This is a genomic window from Dawidia soli, from assembly GCF_018598185.1.
GTDB lineage: Bacteria > Bacteroidota > Bacteroidia > Cytophagales > Cyclobacteriaceae > Ohtaekwangia > Ohtaekwangia soli.
Genome location: NZ_JAHESC010000006.1, coordinates 1 through 15,390, shown reverse-complemented (window position 1 = coordinate 15,390; position 15,390 = coordinate 1). Strand labels below are relative to the sequence as shown.

Here is a 15,390-nt window from a genome sequence, read left to right as displayed (position 1 = left end):
TTCGTCCAATCCCTTTTTGATATGAGATTCTCAAACACTATTCCTTGTCCTTTTTGGCGGCAGGTTTTCTTGTTTTCTTCGGCTTCTCAGCTGTTTCAGCAGCTTCTACAGCGCCTTCGGCAGCAGCCTCGGCACCTTCAGCCTTCTTGCCACCCGCACGACGGCTGCGACGGGTCTTCGCCTTCTTCGCGCCACCTTCCTTGGTGTACAGCGTATTGAAGTCTACCAGTTCGATGAGGCACATTTCCGCGTTGTCACCAACCCGTACGTCACCCAGTTTGATGATGCGGGTGTAACCACCCGGACGGTCGGAGATCTTGCCGGCAACCTCGCCGAACAGAGCCTTTACAGACTCTTTGTTTTGCAGGTAAGAGAATACCGTTCTGCGAGAGTGTGTTGTATCGTCTTTGCCCTTGGTCAGCAGGGGCTCTACATATTTTCTAAGCGCTTTGGCTTTCGCAACTGTCGTTGTGATCCGCTTATTCAGGATCAGCGACGATGCCATGTTAGAAAGCAAAGCATCGCGGTGCGACTTTGTCCGTCCTAAATGGTTGACTTTTCTACCGTGTCTCATTGTTCTTAGTCTTCTTCAAGTTTATACTTAGCCAGATCCATACCGAAGGTAAGGTTCTTTTCCGCTACGAGTTGTTCCAATTCAGCGAGCGACTTCTTACCGAAGTTCCGGAACTTCATCATGTCCGAGATCTCCAGTTGTACCAGGTCGCCCAGCGTCTTCACGTCAGCTGCCTTTAAGCAGTTGTACGCGCGTACCGACAGATCCAGGTCGTGCAGCGGCGTCTTGAGGAGCTTGCGCATATGCAGCATCTCTTCGTCTACCTGCTCCACTTCCGCATCCTTACCCGTTTCAAGCTCCATCGACTTGTCAGAGAACAGGGCGAAGTGTTTGATCAGGATGTACGCAGCACCTTCCAGCGCCTTCTCAGGGTGGATAGAGCCGTCTGTCTCGATATCAACAACCAGTTTTTCGTAGTCGGTCTTTTGCTCTACGCGGGTGTTTTCTACGCTATACTTCACGTTCTTGATCGGTGTGAAGATGGCGTCAATCGGAATGAAACCGAATACTTGCTCCGACGGCTTGTTTTCTTCCGCAGGAAGGTATCCACGGCCTTTCTCGATCGTCAGTTCGATCTCGAAATGCGCAGTCTCATCCAGGTTGCAGATAACATGATCCGGATTCAGGATCTCAAAAGCAGAAGTGAACTTGGCAACGTCGCCAGCCTTGAACTGCTTTTGCTTCTTGATATTTACAGTGATCTTATTGTCAAAATTATCAGCAACCTTCTTGAAACGAACCATTTTCAGGTTCAGGATGATTTCGGCCACATCCTCTACTACACCTTCAATGGTAGAAAATTCATGCAATACGCCGGGGACCTTGATCCCGGTGATGGCATAACCTTCCAGAGAGGACAACAGAATTCTTCTCAGCGCATTGCCAATCGTAACTCCATATCCTTTTTCCAGAGGCTTGAATGTGAAGAGTCCATGAAAATCATCAGACTTTTCCATTACAACCTTCTCTGGCATTTGAAATGCTAATATTGACATAGTGTAAGTGAGTTGATTAACTACTGTTCTTATTACTTCGAGTACAATTCAACGATCAATTGCTCGTTGACGTTTTCGGGGATGTCCTCGCGCGGCGGCAGATTGATGATCTTACCAACCATTTCGCTGTTATCCCACTCCAACCAGTTGTACTTTTTGGCGCTGCCCAGGGAAAGGCTATCCACGATCACTTCCAAGGACTTGGAACGCTCGCGAACACCCACCAGGTCGCCAGGTTTCAGGGCGTATGATGCAATGTTCACCACTTCGCCATTCACCAGGATATGCTTGTGCAATACCAGCTGACGTGCCGCGCGGCGCGTCGGGGCAATGCCTAAACGGTATACGGTGTTGTCCAACCGCGACTCCAGGAGCTGCAGCAACACTTCACCTGTAACACCTTTTTTACGGGTTGCCGCGTCAAACAGTTTCGAGAACTGTCTCTCGAGCAGACCGTAGATGTATTTTGCTTTTTGCTTCTCGGCCAGCTGTGTAGCATATTCTGATTGCTTGCGCTTCTTGCCACGGCCGTGCTGACCGGGAGCATAGTTTTTCTTTTGAAGCGCTTTGTTGTCGCCAAGGATAGGCTCGTTGAAACGACGGGAGATTCTTACTTTGGGGCCTGTATATCGTGCCATTCTGTATAGATTGATTTAAACTTGGGCCGACAGTGTCCGGTCTTCCGGGGTCCCGTCGGCCTAAATCATCAGTTAAAAATTAAACTCTTCTTTTCTTGGGAGGGCGGCAACCGTTGTGCGGCAGCGGCGTTACGTCGCGGATGGCCGTTACTTCGATACCGGCGTTCTGGATGGTCCGGATAGCCGACTCGCGACCTGCACCCGGACCTTTTACGAACACTTCTACCTTGCGAAGACCCAGTTCGAATGCCTTGCCGGCGCAGTCCTGTGCGGCTGTCTGAGCAGCATACGGCGTGTTCTTCTTCGAGCCTTTGAAGCCCATCTTACCGGCAGATGCCCAGGAGATTACCTGGCCGGTTGTATTCGTTACCGAGATGATCACGTTGTTGAACGTAGCACGGATGTGCACCTGTCCTACGGCCTCAACGTTTACGACTCTCTTTTTTGCTTTATCTTTTCTTTTGTCAGCAGTTGCCATGTATCGAAAAGTTTACCTATTACCCTTTAGTTGCCTTCTTCTTGTTCGCTACCGTCTTACGCTTACCTTTCCGGGTACGGGCGTTGTTCTTGGTAGTTTGTCCACGCACGGGCAGGCCCTTGCGGTGACGGAGTCCACGATAACATCCGATGTCCATCAGACGCTTGATGTTCAGCTGGATCTCAGACTTGAGAACACCTTCGATCCGGAACTTCTCCGCGATGATCGAACGGACTGCGTTTGACTCCTCATCGTTCCATTCCTTTACCTTCTTGTCCGGATTGATCCCGGCTTCGGCAAGGATATTTTGAGCCGACTGGCGACCAATACCAAAAATATAGGTAAGGCTAATTTCGCCGCGCTTGTTATCAGGAATATCTACACCTGCTATACGTGCCATTTGTATGATTTATCGTTATCTGTTATGCGTTTCTTTTGTCTATGCGACCATCGCCCGATTAGCCTTGTCTCTGCTTATACCGGGGATTTTTCTTGTTGATCACATACAGTTTACCGTTACGTCTGATGATCTTGCAGTCAGCGCTACGCTTCTTGATGGATGCTTTAACTTTCATGTCGTTCTATAGTTCTACTTGTATCTGAATACAATTCTTCCTTTTGTCAAATCGTACGGTGACATTTCCAATCGTACTCTGTCGCCTGGTAAGATCCGGATATAGTGCATCCGCATTTTCCCAGATATATGGGCTAACACTTCATGCCCATTTTCTAACTGTACCCGAAACATTGCGTTCGACAATGCTTCGCTTATAGTACCATCTTGCTCAATTGACTTTTGTTTCGCCACTTATAGGTATAATTTGCTTCTATATATTCGTGCGTCGTCAATATCTCCGTTCTGTCCTCATGCACGGCTATCGTATGCTCGAAATGCGCCGAAGGCTTTCTGTCAGCTGTCCGGATCGTCCATCCATCGCGCTCCTGTACCACGTTCTTGGTACCGAGGTTGATCATGGGCTCTATCGCAAACACCATCCCGGGCACGATCTTCACACCTTTACCCCGCTTGCCATAGTTTGGCACCTCCGGGTCTTCGTGAAGGCTCTTCCCTACTCCGTGTCCCACCAGCTCGCGAACAACGCCGTAGCCGAAGCTCTCTACGTAGGTCTGAATGGCCGAGGCCACATCTCCGATCCGGTTACCGGCCTTTGCTTCGTCGATGCCCTTGTACAGGGAATCCAACGTGCGCTCCAGCAGCAGCAATGTTTCCGGCTTCGCCCCTTCAAGGGGATACGTGTAGGCCGAGTCGCTGTGAAAGCCTTTGTAATATACACCGCAATCGACAGAGATCACGTCCGTTTCGCGTAATTCATAGTTCCCCGGGAACCCATGCACCACCACCTCGTTTACCGAGATGCAGAGTGAGGCAGGAAAACCATGGTAGTTCTTGAATGACGGAACACCACCCTGGTCGCGTATATACTCTTCGGCTACTTTATCCAACATCGAGGTCTTCACTCCAGGCTTTATCAGCTTGGCCACTTCTCCGTGCGCTTTTCCCAGGATCTGGGCGCTTTCACGAATCTTGATGAGGTCCTCTTCAGTCTTTAAATTAACCATCCAGCTTGTTAAGCCGCAGCAAATTGAGAACGTCCTTTCACGCGGCCCGACTTCATCATACCTTCGTAGTGTCTCATCAGCAGGTAGCTTTCGATCTGTTGGAGTGTATCGAGTACAACCCCCACCAGGATCAACAGCGACGTGCCGCCAAAGAACTGTGCGAAGTTCTGTCCCACGCCAGCGCGCACGGCAAACGCCGGCAGTACTGCAATCGCGGCCAGGAATAACGCGCCAGGCAACGTGATCCGTGATAACACGGTGTCTATAAAATCAGCCGTTTGTTTACCGGGTTTTACACCGGGAATAAAACCGCCGTTTCGTTTCAGGTTATCGGCAATGTCGTTCGAGTTGATCGTGATTGCCGTATAGAAGAATGTAAAGATCAGGATCATGAGCGCAAACACGAGGCTGTATTGCCATGAATACGGATCCGAGAATGTCGAACCGATGTAAGCACCCAGGTCGCTGTCGCTCCAGATGCCGGCTACCAGTGCCGGAATGAACATCAGCGCTTGCGCAAAGATGATCGGCATAACACCGGCTGAGTTCAGCTTCAGCGGAATAAAGTCGCGCTTACCACCGTACAGTTTGTTGCCGATCACCTGCTTGGCATACTGGATCGGAATACGACGGGTAGCCTGTGTCAGGGCGATGACCGCTACTACGATACCGAACAGGGCGAACAGCTCGATAATAAAGAAGATCGCTTTGCCCGGAAACTTGTCGCTCACCTCGGCAGCCAGGGCCAGCGGGAGACGCGATACGATGCCGATCATGATTAGCATGGAGATACCGTTACCGATACCTTTGTCCGTGATCCGCTCGCCAAGCCACATACAGAACATGGTACCGGCGATGATCAGAACAAGCGAAGTGACATAGAACATAACACCGGGCGTCATGATAACGGCCGGGTCGATGGTACCTTTCAGGTAGCTATAGCCTTGGAAGATCGTAATGAAGATCGTCAACACGCGGGTCAACTGATTGAGACGTTTCCGACCAGACTCACCTTCTTTTTGCAGCTTCTGGAAATAGGGTACAGCGAACGTAAGAAGCTGTACGATAATGGATGCCGAAATGTACGGCATGATGCCCAGTGCAAAGATCGATGCGTTGCTGAAAGCACCTCCCAAAAAGTTATTCAGGTATCCCAGAATGCCGCCACTGTTGGCCTCGCGGTCCAACAGGTTCGGATTGATACCCGGAAGAACAATATACGACCCGAGTCTGAAGATAACGAGGAACCCGATGGTGTTCAGGATCCTGACCCTCAGGTCTTCGATGGAGAAGATGTTCCGTATGGTCTGAATGAAACGTTTCATTATTTCACCGTTGTGGCTGTACCGCCTGCCTTTTCAATAGCTTGTGTTGCCCCAGTAGAGAAAGCGTGAGCTTCCACTGTAACCTTGGCCTTCAATTCACCCCTGCCCAATACTTTTACCTTGTCGTTTTTGCCTACGATACCGTTCTCGATCAGCACTTGCAGCGTCAGTGAGCCAGCGTTGGCTTTTGCTGCCAGACCTTCGAGCACGTCGAGGTTAACGGCTTTGAAATATACTTTGCTGTTGTTCTTAAAACCGAATTTAGGAACACGGCGCTGGAGGGGCATCTGACCACCTTCAAAACCCGACTTCTTGGCGTAGCCGGAACGCGACTGGGCACCTTTGTGACCACGACCGGCGGTGCTACCGCCAGAGCCTTGACCACGACCGAGTCGTTTATTTGTCTTTGTTGAACCTTCTGCAGGTTTCAGTGTATGCAACTTCATCTTACAGCTCTTTTACGGTGATCAAATGATTCACTTTGCGAACCATGCCAGCGATCTGCGGAGTGAACTCCACCTCTACCGACTTATTGATTCTGCCCAGGCCCAACGCCACCATCGTGCGTTGCTGCGTCTCGGGTCTTTTAATCATGCTACGGGTCTGAATGATCTGTACTTTTGCCATGACGCTTAGCCGTTAAATACTTTTGACAATGAAACACCTCTGTTCTTAGCCACTGTGTACGCGTCGCGCATGGTGGTAAGGGCTTTGAAAGTTGCCTTCACCACGTTGTGCGGGTTAGACGAGCCTTTCGACTTAGCCAATACGTTGTGAACACCGGCGCTTTCCAGCACAGCACGCATCGCACCACCGGCGATAACACCCGTACCGGGCGAAGCAGGCTTCAGCAGTACGAAACCACCACCGAACTTGCCGATTGATTCGTGCGGCACAGTGCCTTTGATGATCGGAACTTTCACCAGGTGCTTTTTCGCGTCGTCGATGCCTTTGGTGATCGCATCGGTTACTTCGTTGGCTTTACCAAGGCCGTAACCTACTACACCGTTACCATCTCCTACTACTACGATCGCTGCGAAGCTGAACCGGCGACCGCCTTTCACCACTTTCGCAACACGCTCAATGGCTACTACGCGCTCCTTCAGATCGATCTCGCTGGCTTTTACTGTGCTAATATTGCTTACTGACATATTTCAGTTCTTAGAATTTTAAACCACCTTCTCTGGCACCTTCTGCCAAAGCTTTAATATTTCCGTGATACAAATATCCATTGCGGTCAAACACGATCGTCTCGATGCCGTTGGAGAGTGCCTTCTCGGCGATCTTCTTTCCTACGCTCTTAGAGCTCTCGATGTTCAACGACGTCTTCTCACCCAGCTCGCTGGTAGAAGCTGCCACCACTGTTACCCCTTTCAGGTCGTCGATGATCTGTACATACAGACCGCGGTTGCTTCTGAATACGGATAATCTCGGTCTCTCGGTCGTGCCGCTCAATTTCTTGCGAACACCAGCCTTGATTCTCGCACGTCTTTCTCTGTTCTTGCCTGCCATAGCGTATATGCTCTATGATGCTTTAGTTCTACTTAATTTTATTTAGAAGCAGCTTTACCAGCTTTTCTGCGTACAAACTCACCTGTGAAGCGAACACCTTTACCTTTGTAAGGCTCAACTTTACGGAGCGATTTGATCTTTGCTGCTACCTGGCCCATCAGTTGCTTGTCGATACCTTCCAGGATGATCGTCGGGTTTTGACCTTTCTCCTGCTGGGTCGTTACCTTAACTTCTGACGGAACGGCCAGGAACACGTTGTGTGAGTAACCCAAGCTAAGCTCCAGTACGTTTGACTGGGCGGCAGCTTTGTAACCTACACCCACCAGCTCGAGCTGATGACGGTAACCTTTTGATACGCCTTCAACCATGTTGGCGATCAATGCGCGGTACAGACCGTGCATGGCTTTGTGACGTTTCTGTTCAGTAGGGCGGGTAACAGTCACCTCGCCGTTCTCCTGCTTGATTGTAAAGTCAGGATCGACAGTCTGGTGAAGTTCACCCTTCGGGCCTTTCACGGTTACTTTGTGGTTAGCAAAGTTGAACGTTACACCGGAGGGAATTGAAACGGGTTTATTTCCTATACGTGACATTGCTCTTTTCCTTTTTTAGTAGACGAAACACAGTACTTCTCCACCCACGTTCAGGTTACGAGCCTCCTTGTCTGTAATCACTCCTTTCGAAGTAGACAGGATGGCCACACCCAGACCGTTCAGTACGCGGGGCAGCTCGGTTGCGCCACGGTAGGTACGCAGACCAGGGGAGCTGATACGCTCCAGCTTGGTGATGGCGGATTGCCGGGTCTCAGGATTGTACTTGAGGGCAATCTTGATGTTGCCTTGGCGGTTGGCCACATCTTCGAACTTGTAGTTCAGGATATAACCCTTGTCAAAAAGAACCTTGGTGATTTCTTTTTTGAGGTTGGATGCAGGGATCTCCACTACGCGGTGGTTAGCCTTGATGGCATTCCGTAACCGGGTTAAGTAATCTGCTATCGGATCAGTCATTTTATTTTCGTCCTTTTAATTAAAAAGCAAGCCCGCGTTTTTTCAAACCGGGCTGCAAAGATATATAACAATTTATATTATCCAAACTGTTATCAGGTTTCTCCTTGCGGAGACCAGGATACTCAGCAACCAATATGTTGAGACGCAGGCGCTTACCAGCTAGCCTTTGTCACACCGGGAATCTTACCGGCGGATGCCATTTCACGGAATACGTTACGGCAAACTCCGAATTTCCCGATATAACCTTTCGGACGACCGGTCAGTTTGCAACGATTCTTCAGACGAACCGGCGACGCGTTGCGGGGCAGTTTGTCCAGGGCGGCGTAATCGCCGGCCTCTTTCAGGGCCTTACGCTTTGCGGCATAAGTAGCAACCAGCTTCTCGCGCTTGGTTTGTCTTGCTATTACTGATAATTTAGCCATGCTCGTTATTAGTTTTTAGTAGCAAAGGGCATCCCGAATGCTTTCAGGAGCTCAAAGCTCTCTTCGTCAGTTTGGGCAGTGGTAACGAACGTAATGTCCATACCGCTGATCTTGTTAACCTTGTCGATGGAGATCTCCGGGAAGATGATCTGCTCTTTCACACCCAGGGTGTAGTTGCCGCGACCGTCGAAACCCTTGTTGTTCACACCTTTGAAATCGCGTACACGCGGCAGCGCGATGCTCATCAGGCGGTCCATGAACTCGTACATCTTGTCGCCACGCAGCGTTACACGCACACCGATCGGCATGTTCTCACGCAGCTTGAAGTTCGAGATCGCTTTCTTCGACTTGGTCGAAACGGCCTTCTGGCCGGTGATGCTGCTGATTTCTTCCAGCGCCACGTCGATCAGCTTCTTATCGGTAACGGCTACGCCCATACCTTTGTTGATGCAGATCTTTTCGATCTTCGGAACCTGCATGATCGACGAATATTCGAATTTCTGCTTAAGAGCAGGGACAATCTCTTTCGTGTACTTGTCCTTTAGTCTAGGAGTTGCCATTATTTAATAAAATCTCCGGTTTTCTTAGAATATCTCTGCAGCTTGCCTTTTTCGTTCAACTTCCGGCCTGTACGAACAATTTTGCCCGATGCAGGATCGATCAGTTGCAGGTTGCTGATGTGGACAGATGCCTCTGTCTTCGTGATTCCGCCTTCAGGCTTGCCTGCGGACGGCTTGGTGTGCTTGGTGACAATATTCACCCCTTCAACGGTAGCGCGGTTCTTCGATGTCAGGATCTCCAGTACCGTACCCTCTTTGCCTTTGTCGTCGCCGGCGATAACACGCACGCGGTCACCCTTGCGGATGTGCAGCTTTACTTTCTGTGTGTTTGTCTTTTCCATGGCTTATATAACTTCAGGTGCCAGTGAAACAATCTTCATGAACTGCTTCTCGCGAAGCTCACGTGCCACCGGACCGAAAATACGGGTTCCACGGGGCTCGTCCTGGTTGTTCAGCAACACGGCAGCATTATCTTCAAAACGGATGTATGAACCATCTTTTCTTCTAACTTCTTTCGTGGTCCGTACCACAACCGCCTTGGTGACAGTACCTTTCTTCACCTGGCTGCTCGGCATGGCAGACTTTACAGTCACGACGATCTTGTCGCCAACGGAAGCGTAACGTCTTCCTGTGCCGCCCAGTACGTGCATACAAAGCACTTCTTTGGCTCCGCTATTGTCAGCTACAGTAAGTCTGGATTCGGTGCGTATCATAATTTTTTATCTTCTAATCAGTTTCTTTATAAGCCTCTGAGCGCTCGGATCATCTCTCGCGGGGCCATCAGCCTGCGACAGCAGGCCAGCACCCCGTAAGCAATATTACTTTGCCTTCTCGATGATCTCTACCAGTCTCCAGCGCTTATCCTTGCTCAGGGGACGGGTCTCCATGATGCGAACGGTATCGCCGATACCTGCGGTGTTCTCTTCGTCGTGTGCCTTGAACTTGGTTGTCCGGTTCACGAATTTACCGTAGATCGGGTGCTTCACTTTACGGTCAACTGCAACGGTGATGGTCTTTTGCATCTTGTTGCTAGTCACTTTACCGATCCTTTCTTTGCGTTCGTTACGCTCTGCGTTAAGTTCCATAACGTTATGTCGTTATTGGTTGATGTTATTATTTCGTTGCGTTCTGCTTAGCCGTCAGCTCGGTGTTGAGGCGGGCTATCAGTTTACGGGTCTCTTTCAGTTTCATCGGATTCTCCACCGACGAGATCTGATGCGCAAATTGCATCTTACGCAGCGCTTCCTTCTCCGAGCCGATCTTCTCTTTCAGTTCGGCTACGCTCAGTCCTTTGATTTCAGTTGCTTTCATGGCTTATTCTACGTAGTCAGGTCGAACTGTAAACTTAGTCTTGAACGGCAGCTTGCCTTCGGCCAGTTTCAGGGCTTCTTTGGCAGTGGCAAGGCTTACACCACCCGCTTCGAACAGGATTGTGCCAGGCTTCACGACCGCTACCCAATATTCCGGGGCACCTTTACCTTTACCCATCCGCACTTCAGCAGGCTTGCGGGTGATCGGTTTATCGGGGAAGATGCGGATCCAAACCTGACCTTCACGCTTCATGGCGCGGGTCACGGCGATACGCGCCGCTTCAAGCTGACGCGCTGTGATCCAGCCGCCTTCCAGCGATTTCAGTGCAAAAGATCCGAAGGCGATCGAATGACCGCGTGTCGCGATACCTTTCACGCGACCCTTCTGCATCTTTCTAAATTTCGTTCGTTTAGGCTGTAACATGATTGCCTGACTTTATACGTTCGTAATTGATAATTAACCGTTTCTTCTGGGGCCACCACCGCGGTTATCACCGCCGCGTCTTCCACCACCATCGCGACCACCGTCACGACGGTCGCCTCCGCCTCCTCTGCGACGATCACCGCCACGACCGCCACCGCGCTCGTTGCGATCGCCACGGCCACCGCCACGGTTCTCTCCGCGCTGGTCGCCACCGGCGTTGCTCGCCAGACCTACGTTCGGCGACAGGTCACGCTTACCGTAAACCTCACCTTTGAAGATCCATACCTTGATACCGATCTTACCGTATACGGTCTGTGCCTCAGAGTGCGCATAGTCGATGTCCGCACGCAGGGTGTGCAGGGGAATCCGACCTTCTTTATATTGTTCTGTCCGTGCCATGTCGGCGCCGGCCAGACGGCCTGATGTCTTGATCTTGATGCCTTCCGCACCGACACGCATGGCCGAAGCGATTGCTTGCTTCATGGCGCGCTTGTACGAAATCCGGGCTTCGATCTGCTGGGCGATAGACTCACCTACCAGTTTCGAATCCAGCTCGGGGCGTTTGATCTCGAAGATGTTGATCTGAACATCCTTGTTCGTGATCTTCTTCAGCTCTTCTTTGATCTTGTCTACCTCGCCACCGCCTTTACCGATCACCACGCCGGGACGGGCTGTGTGGATCGTCAGCGTGATGCGCTTCAAGGTACGCTCGATAACAACCTTGGCGATACCGCCTTTCGGAATACGGGCCTGCACATATTCTCTGATCTTCTGGTCTTCCACCAGTTTGTCAGCGAAGGTTTTACCACCGTACCAGTTGCTATCCCAACCACGTACTATGCCTAAGCGCAGGGCAATCGGATTAATTTTCTGTCCCATTATTCCTTAGTTTCTTTATCAGTTGTTGCCACTTCTGAGCCTTCTTTCTTGAAGCTGTCTACCACCAGTGTTACGTGGTTAGAACGTTTTCTGACACGGTGCGCACGACCTTGCGGTGCAGGGCGCAGTCTCTTCAGGATCCGGCCGCCGTCTACGAAAATATCTTTTACGTACAGGTCGGCTTCTTCCAGCTTCACATCCGTGTGTTTTGCTTCCCAGCTGGAGATAGCAGACAGGAGAAGTTTCTCCAGTTTACCGGCACCGATCTTGGGCTCATATTTCAGAATGTTCAGCGCCTTGTTCACGCGCTCGCCGCGGATCAGGTCGGCCACCAGACGCATCTTACGAGGCGAGGTCGGCACATTTTTCAATTTCGCTACAGAAGGTCCGTTCTTAGCGGCTTCTTTACGAGCGTCGCGTTGCTCACGCTTTAATACTGAACGTTTTGTCTTTTTCGCTACAGTTTCCATGATTACCTAGCGTTATCTTTCTTGTTTCCTGAGTGACCACGGAATGTGCGGGTCGGCGCAAATTCGCCAAGCTTATGACCCACCATGTTCTCCGTTACATAAACAGGAATGAATTTATTTCCATTATGCACCGCGAAGGTATTGCCGATCAGATCAGGCGTGATCGTCGAGCGACGTGACCAGGTCTTGATCACAGACTTCTTGCCTGACTTCTCTGCCGTCTCGACTTTCTTCAGCAGACGGTTGTCGCAGTACGGACCTTTCTTAATTGAGCGTCCCATTATTTTTTCCTTCTAGATATGATTAGACGATCGGAATACTTCTTCGGAGAACGGGTCTTCTTACCTTTCGTATAGAGACCGTTGCGTGAGCGCGGGTGACCACCGGAGGCACGACCTTCACCACCACCCATCGGGTGATCGACAGGGTTCATCGCTACCGCACGGGTGCGCGGGCGGATACCTCTCCAGCGGCTACGACCTGCTTTACCAACACTTTCGTTCATGTGGTCAGCGTTTGATGTAGCGCCTACTGTTGCCATGCATACGTCCATTACGTTACGCATCTCGCCTGAAGGCATCTTCAGCGTAGCCATACCGTTTTCGCGGGCCAGCAGCTGTACGAAGGTACCGGCAGAGCGGGCGATTGCACCACCTTTGCCAGGCTTCAGCTCAACGTTGTGTACGATAGTACCCACGGGGATCTTTGCCAGCGGCAGCGCGTTGCCTACTTCCGGCGCTACATCAGCACCTGAAACAACTTGCTGGCCTACTTTCAGACCATCGGGAGCAATGATATAAGTCTTGAAACCATCGGCATAATACAGCAGGGCAATACGAGCCGTCCGTGTAGGATCGTACTCGATAGACTTCACCGTAGCAGGAATACCTGCTTTGTTACGTTTGAAGTCGATCTCTCTGCGTTTTTGCTTGTGACCACCACCGATGTAACGCATGGACATTTTACCATTGCTGTTACGGCCACCTGTCTTCTTTATCGTTTGTACCAGTGACTTCTCCGGCTTCGATGCCGTAATGTCATCGAACGAAGGTGCGAGTCTGTGACGCGTACCGGCCGTTACTGGTTTAAGTTTTTTCAACGCCATGGCTCAAATATTATACGTTGCTATAAAAATCTATTACTTCGCCTTGTGCAAGTGTCACAACAGCTTTCTTGTAGCTGGGACGGCGACCGGAAAGGATACCTGTTTTGGTGTAGCGGGTCTTTTTCTTACCCATTACGTTCATGGTATTCACTTTCTCTACGTTTACGCCATATTGCTTTTCAACGGCCTTCTTGATCTCTACCTTATTAGCATCAGCATCCACGACAAAACCGTATTTGCCTTTCTCGTTCAGGGCAGAGACTTTCTCCGTTACCAATGGTCTCTTCAGGATACTCATTATGCTTTATTTAATAAGTTCTCAACTTTCGTAATCGAGCTCTCGACAAAGATCACATTGTCAGCGTTCATCACATCATAGGTGTTGATCTGATCGGCTGTGGTAATTTTTGTGTTCTGGATGTTTCTGCCGGAAAGAACGACGTTCTTATTCACTTCCGGAAGCACGAGAAGCGTCTTCTTATCGCCCAGCGACAAGGCTGCCAGCATGGACAGATATTGTTTGGTCTTCGGAGCTTCGAAAGAGAAGTCCTCGAGGATAGCGATCGAGTTATCTTTCGCTTTGTATGTCAACGCTGACTTACGAGCCAGGTCTTTTACTTTCTTGTTCAGCTTGAACGAGTAGTCGCGGGGCTGAGGACCGAATACACGGCCACCACCTTTGAACTGAGGGTTCTTGATGTTACCCGCACGGGCTCCACCAGTACCTTTTTGTTTCTTCAGCTTTTTAGAAGAACCCGAGATCTCGTTACGTTGCTTTGATTTATGCGTACCCTGACGCTGGTTGGCCAGGTAGCTTTTTACGTCTAAGTAGATGGCGTGATCGTTCGGCTCGATACCGAAGATAGTTTCAGGAAGACTTACGTTTTTGCTGGTCTTCTCGCCGCTGGATTTAATGACTGCTACTTCCATTATTTCTGAAGAATTACAGTTGAATTTTTAGGGCCCGGAACGGAACCGCTGATAACGATCAGATTTTGCTCGGGAAGGATCTTTATTACCTCCAGGTTGGTCAGTTTCACCTGAGCACCGCCCATGCGGCCTGCGAGACGCTTACCTTTCGGTACACGTGATGCAAACGAAGCGTTACCCATGGAACCAGGAGCGCGGAGACGATCGTGCTGACCGTGCGTTGCGCCACCAACACCACCGAAACCGTGGCGTTTTACAACACCTTGAAAACCGCGACCTTTTGATGTGCCGATCGCGTCAATAAAATCACCGACAACGAAAATGTCTTGAATACGCAATTCTTTACCGAGCTCGGCCACGCCTTCAAACTCAGCTTTGAAATCGCGAAACTCAGCTACCTCTTTCTTCGGGGTGGTGTTCGCCTTTTTGAAGTGGCCAATTTCTGCTTTGGTAGAGTTTTTCTCTTTCTTCTCACCGAAAGCAAGTTGAACGGCACGATATCCGTCTGTCTCTTCATTTTTCACTTGTGTCACGACACAAGGGCCAGCCTCAATTACTGTGCATGCGATATTCTCACCCTCCGGGCCGAATATGCTAGTCATTCCTATTTTCTTTCCTATAATTCCAGGCATGGTTGAAACCGTTTTATGCTGTTTTTCAGGACTTTCTGGACTCTTGTCGCAAAAAGGACTGCAAAGATAGGAACTAAAGGGGAGTTACCAAATGTACCCTCTGAAATTTTTGGGGAATTACGCCCCAAAGACTAGCTCCCATTACTGCATTCCTGCTTTGCGGGGCGGCAAAAGTACAAAATATTCCGAAAAAACGAATATCCCCCCGATTTTTCCACCTTCTCCCTCCGTAACCCGCCATTGTATTTCTCCGTATCCAACACACTATTTTTTCCGATCCACCACAAAAGCCTGCCCCAATCGCCCCTCCCTTACAGCGACCATACAGCGACCTTATACTGACCTTATAGCGACCTTATAGCGATCTTCAACCATACCAAAGCCATAGCAAAGCCGGAGATACGCCATAGTATAGTTATCCCGAAGCTATCCCTGAATGCCCCCAACACCACGCCGCCTCTGGCGCCGGTCTCTGACCATAGCCGTCTACTTAATGTAAGTGACTGATATATAATAAAATAGCCATGCAGCTCTGCATGGCAAAGTTTTAT

The 15,390-nt window shown here is 50.1% G+C and carries 29 protein-coding genes; all 29 read right to left on the bottom strand.

The annotated features are described in order from the left end of the window. Window positions 1-37: 37 nt before the first annotated feature. On the bottom strand, window positions 38-574 hold the full coding sequence (gene rplQ, locus KK078_RS05760) for a 50S ribosomal protein L17 (RefSeq protein ID WP_254089293.1): 537 nt from the start codon (window positions 572-574) through the stop codon (window positions 38-40). A gap of 5 nt (window positions 575-579) precedes the next feature. Further along, entirely contained in the window at window positions 580-1,569 is a 990-nt protein-coding gene (locus KK078_RS05755; protein ID WP_254084518.1) for a DNA-directed RNA polymerase subunit alpha, read from the bottom strand. Window positions 1,570-1,601: 32 nt separating this feature from the next. Further along, on the bottom strand, window positions 1,602-2,207 hold the full coding sequence (gene rpsD, locus KK078_RS05750; RefSeq protein ID WP_254089292.1) for a 30S ribosomal protein S4: 606 nt from the start codon (window positions 2,205-2,207) through the stop codon (window positions 1,602-1,604). A gap of 79 nt (window positions 2,208-2,286) precedes the next feature. Next, the gene (gene rpsK, locus KK078_RS05745; RefSeq protein ID WP_254089291.1) at window positions 2,287-2,685 is read right to left on the bottom strand and encodes a 30S ribosomal protein S11; all 399 of its coding nucleotides are present in this window, start codon (window positions 2,683-2,685) and stop codon (window positions 2,287-2,289) included. Between the two features lie 19 nt (window positions 2,686-2,704). After that, complete coding sequence (gene rpsM, locus KK078_RS05740; protein ID WP_254089290.1) at window positions 2,705-3,085, bottom strand: 30S ribosomal protein S13; 381 nt, start codon at window positions 3,083-3,085, stop codon at window positions 2,705-2,707. A gap of 58 nt (window positions 3,086-3,143) precedes the next feature. After that, window positions 3,144-3,260 carry a 50S ribosomal protein L36 gene (rpmJ, locus tag KK078_RS05735; protein ID WP_254084522.1) on the bottom strand — a complete coding sequence of 39 codons (117 nt, stop codon included), beginning with the start codon at window positions 3,258-3,260 and terminating at the stop codon, window positions 3,144-3,146. Between the two features lie 14 nt (window positions 3,261-3,274). Beyond that, window positions 3,275-3,493: a translation initiation factor IF-1 gene (gene infA / locus KK078_RS05730; RefSeq protein ID WP_073141607.1), complete on the bottom strand. Its 219-nt coding sequence runs from the start codon at window positions 3,491-3,493 to the stop codon at window positions 3,275-3,277. Then, the gene (gene map, locus KK078_RS05725) at window positions 3,454-4,266 is read right to left on the bottom strand and encodes a type I methionyl aminopeptidase (protein WP_254089289.1); all 813 of its coding nucleotides are present in this window, start codon (window positions 4,264-4,266) and stop codon (window positions 3,454-3,456) included. Before map ends, infA begins: the two co-directional genes overlap by 40 nt. An 8-nt stretch (window positions 4,267-4,274) precedes the next feature. Next, window positions 4,275-5,591: a preprotein translocase subunit SecY gene (gene secY / locus KK078_RS05720; RefSeq protein WP_254089288.1), complete on the bottom strand. Its 1,317-nt coding sequence runs from the start codon at window positions 5,589-5,591 to the stop codon at window positions 4,275-4,277. Continuing rightward, a complete protein-coding gene (gene rplO / locus KK078_RS05715) occupies window positions 5,591-6,037 on the bottom strand; it encodes a 50S ribosomal protein L15 (RefSeq protein WP_254089287.1) in 447 nt (148 codons plus the stop codon). The genes secY and rplO overlap by 1 nt, the downstream gene beginning before the upstream one ends. A gap of 1 nt (window position 6,038) precedes the next feature. After that, entirely contained in the window at window positions 6,039-6,218 is a 180-nt protein-coding gene (gene rpmD / locus KK078_RS05710; protein ID WP_254089286.1) for a 50S ribosomal protein L30, read from the bottom strand. A 5-nt stretch (window positions 6,219-6,223) separates the two neighbouring features. Further along, window positions 6,224-6,742 (bottom strand): 30S ribosomal protein S5, encoded by a 519-nt coding sequence (gene rpsE / locus KK078_RS05705; protein ID WP_254084527.1) that lies wholly within the window; start codon window positions 6,740-6,742, stop codon window positions 6,224-6,226. Window positions 6,743-6,752: 10 nt separating this feature from the next. Next, window positions 6,753-7,103 carry a 50S ribosomal protein L18 gene (gene rplR / locus KK078_RS05700; RefSeq protein ID WP_262898602.1) on the bottom strand — a complete coding sequence of 117 codons (351 nt, stop codon included), beginning with the start codon at window positions 7,101-7,103 and terminating at the stop codon, window positions 6,753-6,755. Between the two features lie 38 nt (window positions 7,104-7,141). Further along, window positions 7,142-7,693, bottom strand: a complete 552-nt coding sequence (rplF, locus tag KK078_RS05695) for a 50S ribosomal protein L6 (protein ID WP_254089285.1) — start codon at window positions 7,691-7,693, stop codon at window positions 7,142-7,144. Between the two features lie 15 nt (window positions 7,694-7,708). Continuing rightward, complete coding sequence (gene rpsH / locus KK078_RS05690) at window positions 7,709-8,107, bottom strand: 30S ribosomal protein S8 (protein WP_254089284.1); 399 nt, start codon at window positions 8,105-8,107, stop codon at window positions 7,709-7,711. Between the two features lie 152 nt (window positions 8,108-8,259). Then, window positions 8,260-8,529 (bottom strand): 30S ribosomal protein S14, encoded by a 270-nt coding sequence (gene rpsN / locus KK078_RS05685; RefSeq protein ID WP_254089283.1) that lies wholly within the window; start codon window positions 8,527-8,529, stop codon window positions 8,260-8,262. Between the two features lie 8 nt (window positions 8,530-8,537). Further along, complete coding sequence (gene rplE, locus KK078_RS05680) at window positions 8,538-9,089, bottom strand: 50S ribosomal protein L5 (protein WP_254089282.1); 552 nt, start codon at window positions 9,087-9,089, stop codon at window positions 8,538-8,540. Beyond that, window positions 9,089-9,430 (bottom strand): 50S ribosomal protein L24, encoded by a 342-nt coding sequence (rplX, locus tag KK078_RS05675; RefSeq protein WP_254089281.1) that lies wholly within the window; start codon window positions 9,428-9,430, stop codon window positions 9,089-9,091. The genes rplE and rplX overlap by 1 nt, the downstream gene beginning before the upstream one ends. 3 nt (window positions 9,431-9,433) lie before the next feature. Further along, window positions 9,434-9,802, bottom strand: coding sequence for a 50S ribosomal protein L14 (gene rplN / locus KK078_RS05670; RefSeq protein WP_254084534.1), 369 nt, complete (start codon window positions 9,800-9,802; stop codon window positions 9,434-9,436). A 105-nt stretch (window positions 9,803-9,907) separates the two neighbouring features. Beyond that, a complete protein-coding gene (rpsQ, locus tag KK078_RS05665; protein ID WP_254089280.1) occupies window positions 9,908-10,174 on the bottom strand; it encodes a 30S ribosomal protein S17 in 267 nt (88 codons plus the stop codon). 28 nt (window positions 10,175-10,202) lie between these two features. Then, window positions 10,203-10,400, bottom strand: coding sequence for a 50S ribosomal protein L29 (gene rpmC, locus KK078_RS05660; protein ID WP_254089279.1), 198 nt, complete (start codon window positions 10,398-10,400; stop codon window positions 10,203-10,205). Between the two features lie 3 nt (window positions 10,401-10,403). After that, window positions 10,404-10,823: a 50S ribosomal protein L16 gene (gene rplP / locus KK078_RS05655; RefSeq protein WP_254089278.1), complete on the bottom strand. Its 420-nt coding sequence runs from the start codon at window positions 10,821-10,823 to the stop codon at window positions 10,404-10,406. 33 nt (window positions 10,824-10,856) lie between these two features. After that, the gene (gene rpsC, locus KK078_RS05650) at window positions 10,857-11,702 is read right to left on the bottom strand and encodes a 30S ribosomal protein S3 (protein WP_254089277.1); all 846 of its coding nucleotides are present in this window, start codon (window positions 11,700-11,702) and stop codon (window positions 10,857-10,859) included. Next, window positions 11,702-12,172: a 50S ribosomal protein L22 gene (gene rplV, locus KK078_RS05645; RefSeq protein ID WP_262898601.1), complete on the bottom strand. Its 471-nt coding sequence runs from the start codon at window positions 12,170-12,172 to the stop codon at window positions 11,702-11,704. Before rplV ends, rpsC begins: the two co-directional genes overlap by 1 nt. 2 nt (window positions 12,173-12,174) lie before the next feature. Continuing rightward, a complete protein-coding gene (rpsS, locus tag KK078_RS05640; protein WP_254089276.1) occupies window positions 12,175-12,453 on the bottom strand; it encodes a 30S ribosomal protein S19 in 279 nt (92 codons plus the stop codon). Further along, window positions 12,453-13,277, bottom strand: a complete 825-nt coding sequence (rplB, locus tag KK078_RS05635; RefSeq protein ID WP_254089275.1) for a 50S ribosomal protein L2 — start codon at window positions 13,275-13,277, stop codon at window positions 12,453-12,455. Before rplB ends, rpsS begins: the two co-directional genes overlap by 1 nt. Before the next feature lie 10 nt (window positions 13,278-13,287). Further along, window positions 13,288-13,575: a 50S ribosomal protein L23 gene (rplW, locus tag KK078_RS05630; RefSeq protein WP_254086427.1), complete on the bottom strand. Its 288-nt coding sequence runs from the start codon at window positions 13,573-13,575 to the stop codon at window positions 13,288-13,290. Next, entirely contained in the window at window positions 13,575-14,207 is a 633-nt protein-coding gene (gene rplD / locus KK078_RS05625) for a 50S ribosomal protein L4 (RefSeq protein WP_254089274.1), read from the bottom strand. Before rplD ends, rplW begins: the two co-directional genes overlap by 1 nt. Further along, the gene (gene rplC / locus KK078_RS05620; protein ID WP_254089273.1) at window positions 14,207-14,839 is read right to left on the bottom strand and encodes a 50S ribosomal protein L3; all 633 of its coding nucleotides are present in this window, start codon (window positions 14,837-14,839) and stop codon (window positions 14,207-14,209) included. Before rplC ends, rplD begins: the two co-directional genes overlap by 1 nt. Between the last annotated feature and the right edge of the window lie 551 nt (window positions 14,840-15,390).

Bases quoted from the DNA above. Each gene is read 5' to 3' on its own strand.
- rpmD (WP_254089286.1), bottom strand. From the start codon at position 6,218: ATGGCAAAAGTACAGATCATTCAGACCCGTAGCATGATTAAAAGACCC.
- KK078_RS05755 (WP_254084518.1), bottom strand. From the start codon at position 1,569: ATGTCAATATTAGCATTTCAAATGCCAGAGAAGGTTGTAATGGAAAAG.
- rplO (WP_254089287.1), bottom strand. From the start codon at position 6,037: ATGAAGTTGCATACACTGAAACCTGCAGAAGGTTCAACAAAGACAAAT.
- rpmC (WP_254089279.1), bottom strand. From the start codon at position 10,400: ATGAAAGCAACTGAAATCAAAGGACTGAGCGTAGCCGAACTGAAAGAG.
- rplQ (WP_254089293.1), bottom strand. From the start codon at position 574: ATGAGACACGGTAGAAAAGTCAACCATTTAGGACGGACAAAGTCGCAC.
- rplN (WP_254084534.1), bottom strand. From the start codon at position 9,802: ATGATACGCACCGAATCCAGACTTACTGTAGCTGACAATAGCGGAGCC.
- rpsM (WP_254089290.1), bottom strand. From the start codon at position 3,085: ATGGCACGTATAGCAGGTGTAGATATTCCTGATAACAAGCGCGGCGAA.
- rplE (WP_254089282.1), bottom strand. From the start codon at position 9,089: ATGGCAACTCCTAGACTAAAGGACAAGTACACGAAAGAGATTGTCCCT.
- rpsC (WP_254089277.1), bottom strand. From the start codon at position 11,702: ATGGGACAGAAAATTAATCCGATTGCCCTGCGCTTAGGCATAGTACGT.
- rplB (WP_254089275.1), bottom strand. From the start codon at position 13,277: ATGGCGTTGAAAAAACTTAAACCAGTAACGGCCGGTACGCGTCACAGA.
- rpsH (WP_254089284.1), bottom strand. From the start codon at position 8,107: ATGACTGATCCGATAGCAGATTACTTAACCCGGTTACGGAATGCCATC.
- rplW (WP_254086427.1), bottom strand. From the start codon at position 13,575: ATGAGTATCCTGAAGAGACCATTGGTAACGGAGAAAGTCTCTGCCCTG.
- rplF (WP_254089285.1), bottom strand. From the start codon at position 7,693: ATGTCACGTATAGGAAATAAACCCGTTTCAATTCCCTCCGGTGTAACG.
- rplD (WP_254089274.1), bottom strand. From the start codon at position 14,207: ATGGAAGTAGCAGTCATTAAATCCAGCGGCGAGAAGACCAGCAAAAAC.
- rpsK (WP_254089291.1), bottom strand. From the start codon at position 2,685: ATGGCAACTGCTGACAAAAGAAAAGATAAAGCAAAAAAGAGAGTCGTA.
- rpsE (WP_254084527.1), bottom strand. From the start codon at position 6,742: ATGTCAGTAAGCAATATTAGCACAGTAAAAGCCAGCGAGATCGATCTG.
- rpsQ (WP_254089280.1), bottom strand. From the start codon at position 10,174: ATGGAACTTAACGCAGAGCGTAACGAACGCAAAGAAAGGATCGGTAAA.
- rpsN (WP_254089283.1), bottom strand. From the start codon at position 8,529: ATGGCTAAATTATCAGTAATAGCAAGACAAACCAAGCGCGAGAAGCTG.
- rplP (WP_254089278.1), bottom strand. From the start codon at position 10,823: ATGTTACAGCCTAAACGAACGAAATTTAGAAAGATGCAGAAGGGTCGC.
- rplR (WP_262898602.1), bottom strand. From the start codon at position 7,103: ATGGCAGGCAAGAACAGAGAAAGACGTGCGAGAATCAAGGCTGGTGTT.
- rplX (WP_254089281.1), bottom strand. From the start codon at position 9,430: ATGGAAAAGACAAACACACAGAAAGTAAAGCTGCACATCCGCAAGGGT.
- rpsS (WP_254089276.1), bottom strand. From the start codon at position 12,453: ATGGGACGCTCAATTAAGAAAGGTCCGTACTGCGACAACCGTCTGCTG.
- secY (WP_254089288.1), bottom strand. From the start codon at position 5,591: ATGAAACGTTTCATTCAGACCATACGGAACATCTTCTCCATCGAAGAC.
- rplV (WP_262898601.1), bottom strand. From the start codon at position 12,172: ATGGAAACTGTAGCGAAAAAGACAAAACGTTCAGTATTAAAGCGTGAG.
- rpmJ (WP_254084522.1), bottom strand. From the start codon at position 3,260: ATGAAAGTTAAAGCATCCATCAAGAAGCGTAGCGCTGACTGCAAGATC.
- map (WP_254089289.1), bottom strand. From the start codon at position 4,266: ATGGTTAATTTAAAGACTGAAGAGGACCTCATCAAGATTCGTGAAAGC.
- rplC (WP_254089273.1), bottom strand. From the start codon at position 14,839: ATGCCTGGAATTATAGGAAAGAAAATAGGAATGACTAGCATATTCGGC.
- rpsD (WP_254089292.1), bottom strand. From the start codon at position 2,207: ATGGCACGATATACAGGCCCCAAAGTAAGAATCTCCCGTCGTTTCAAC.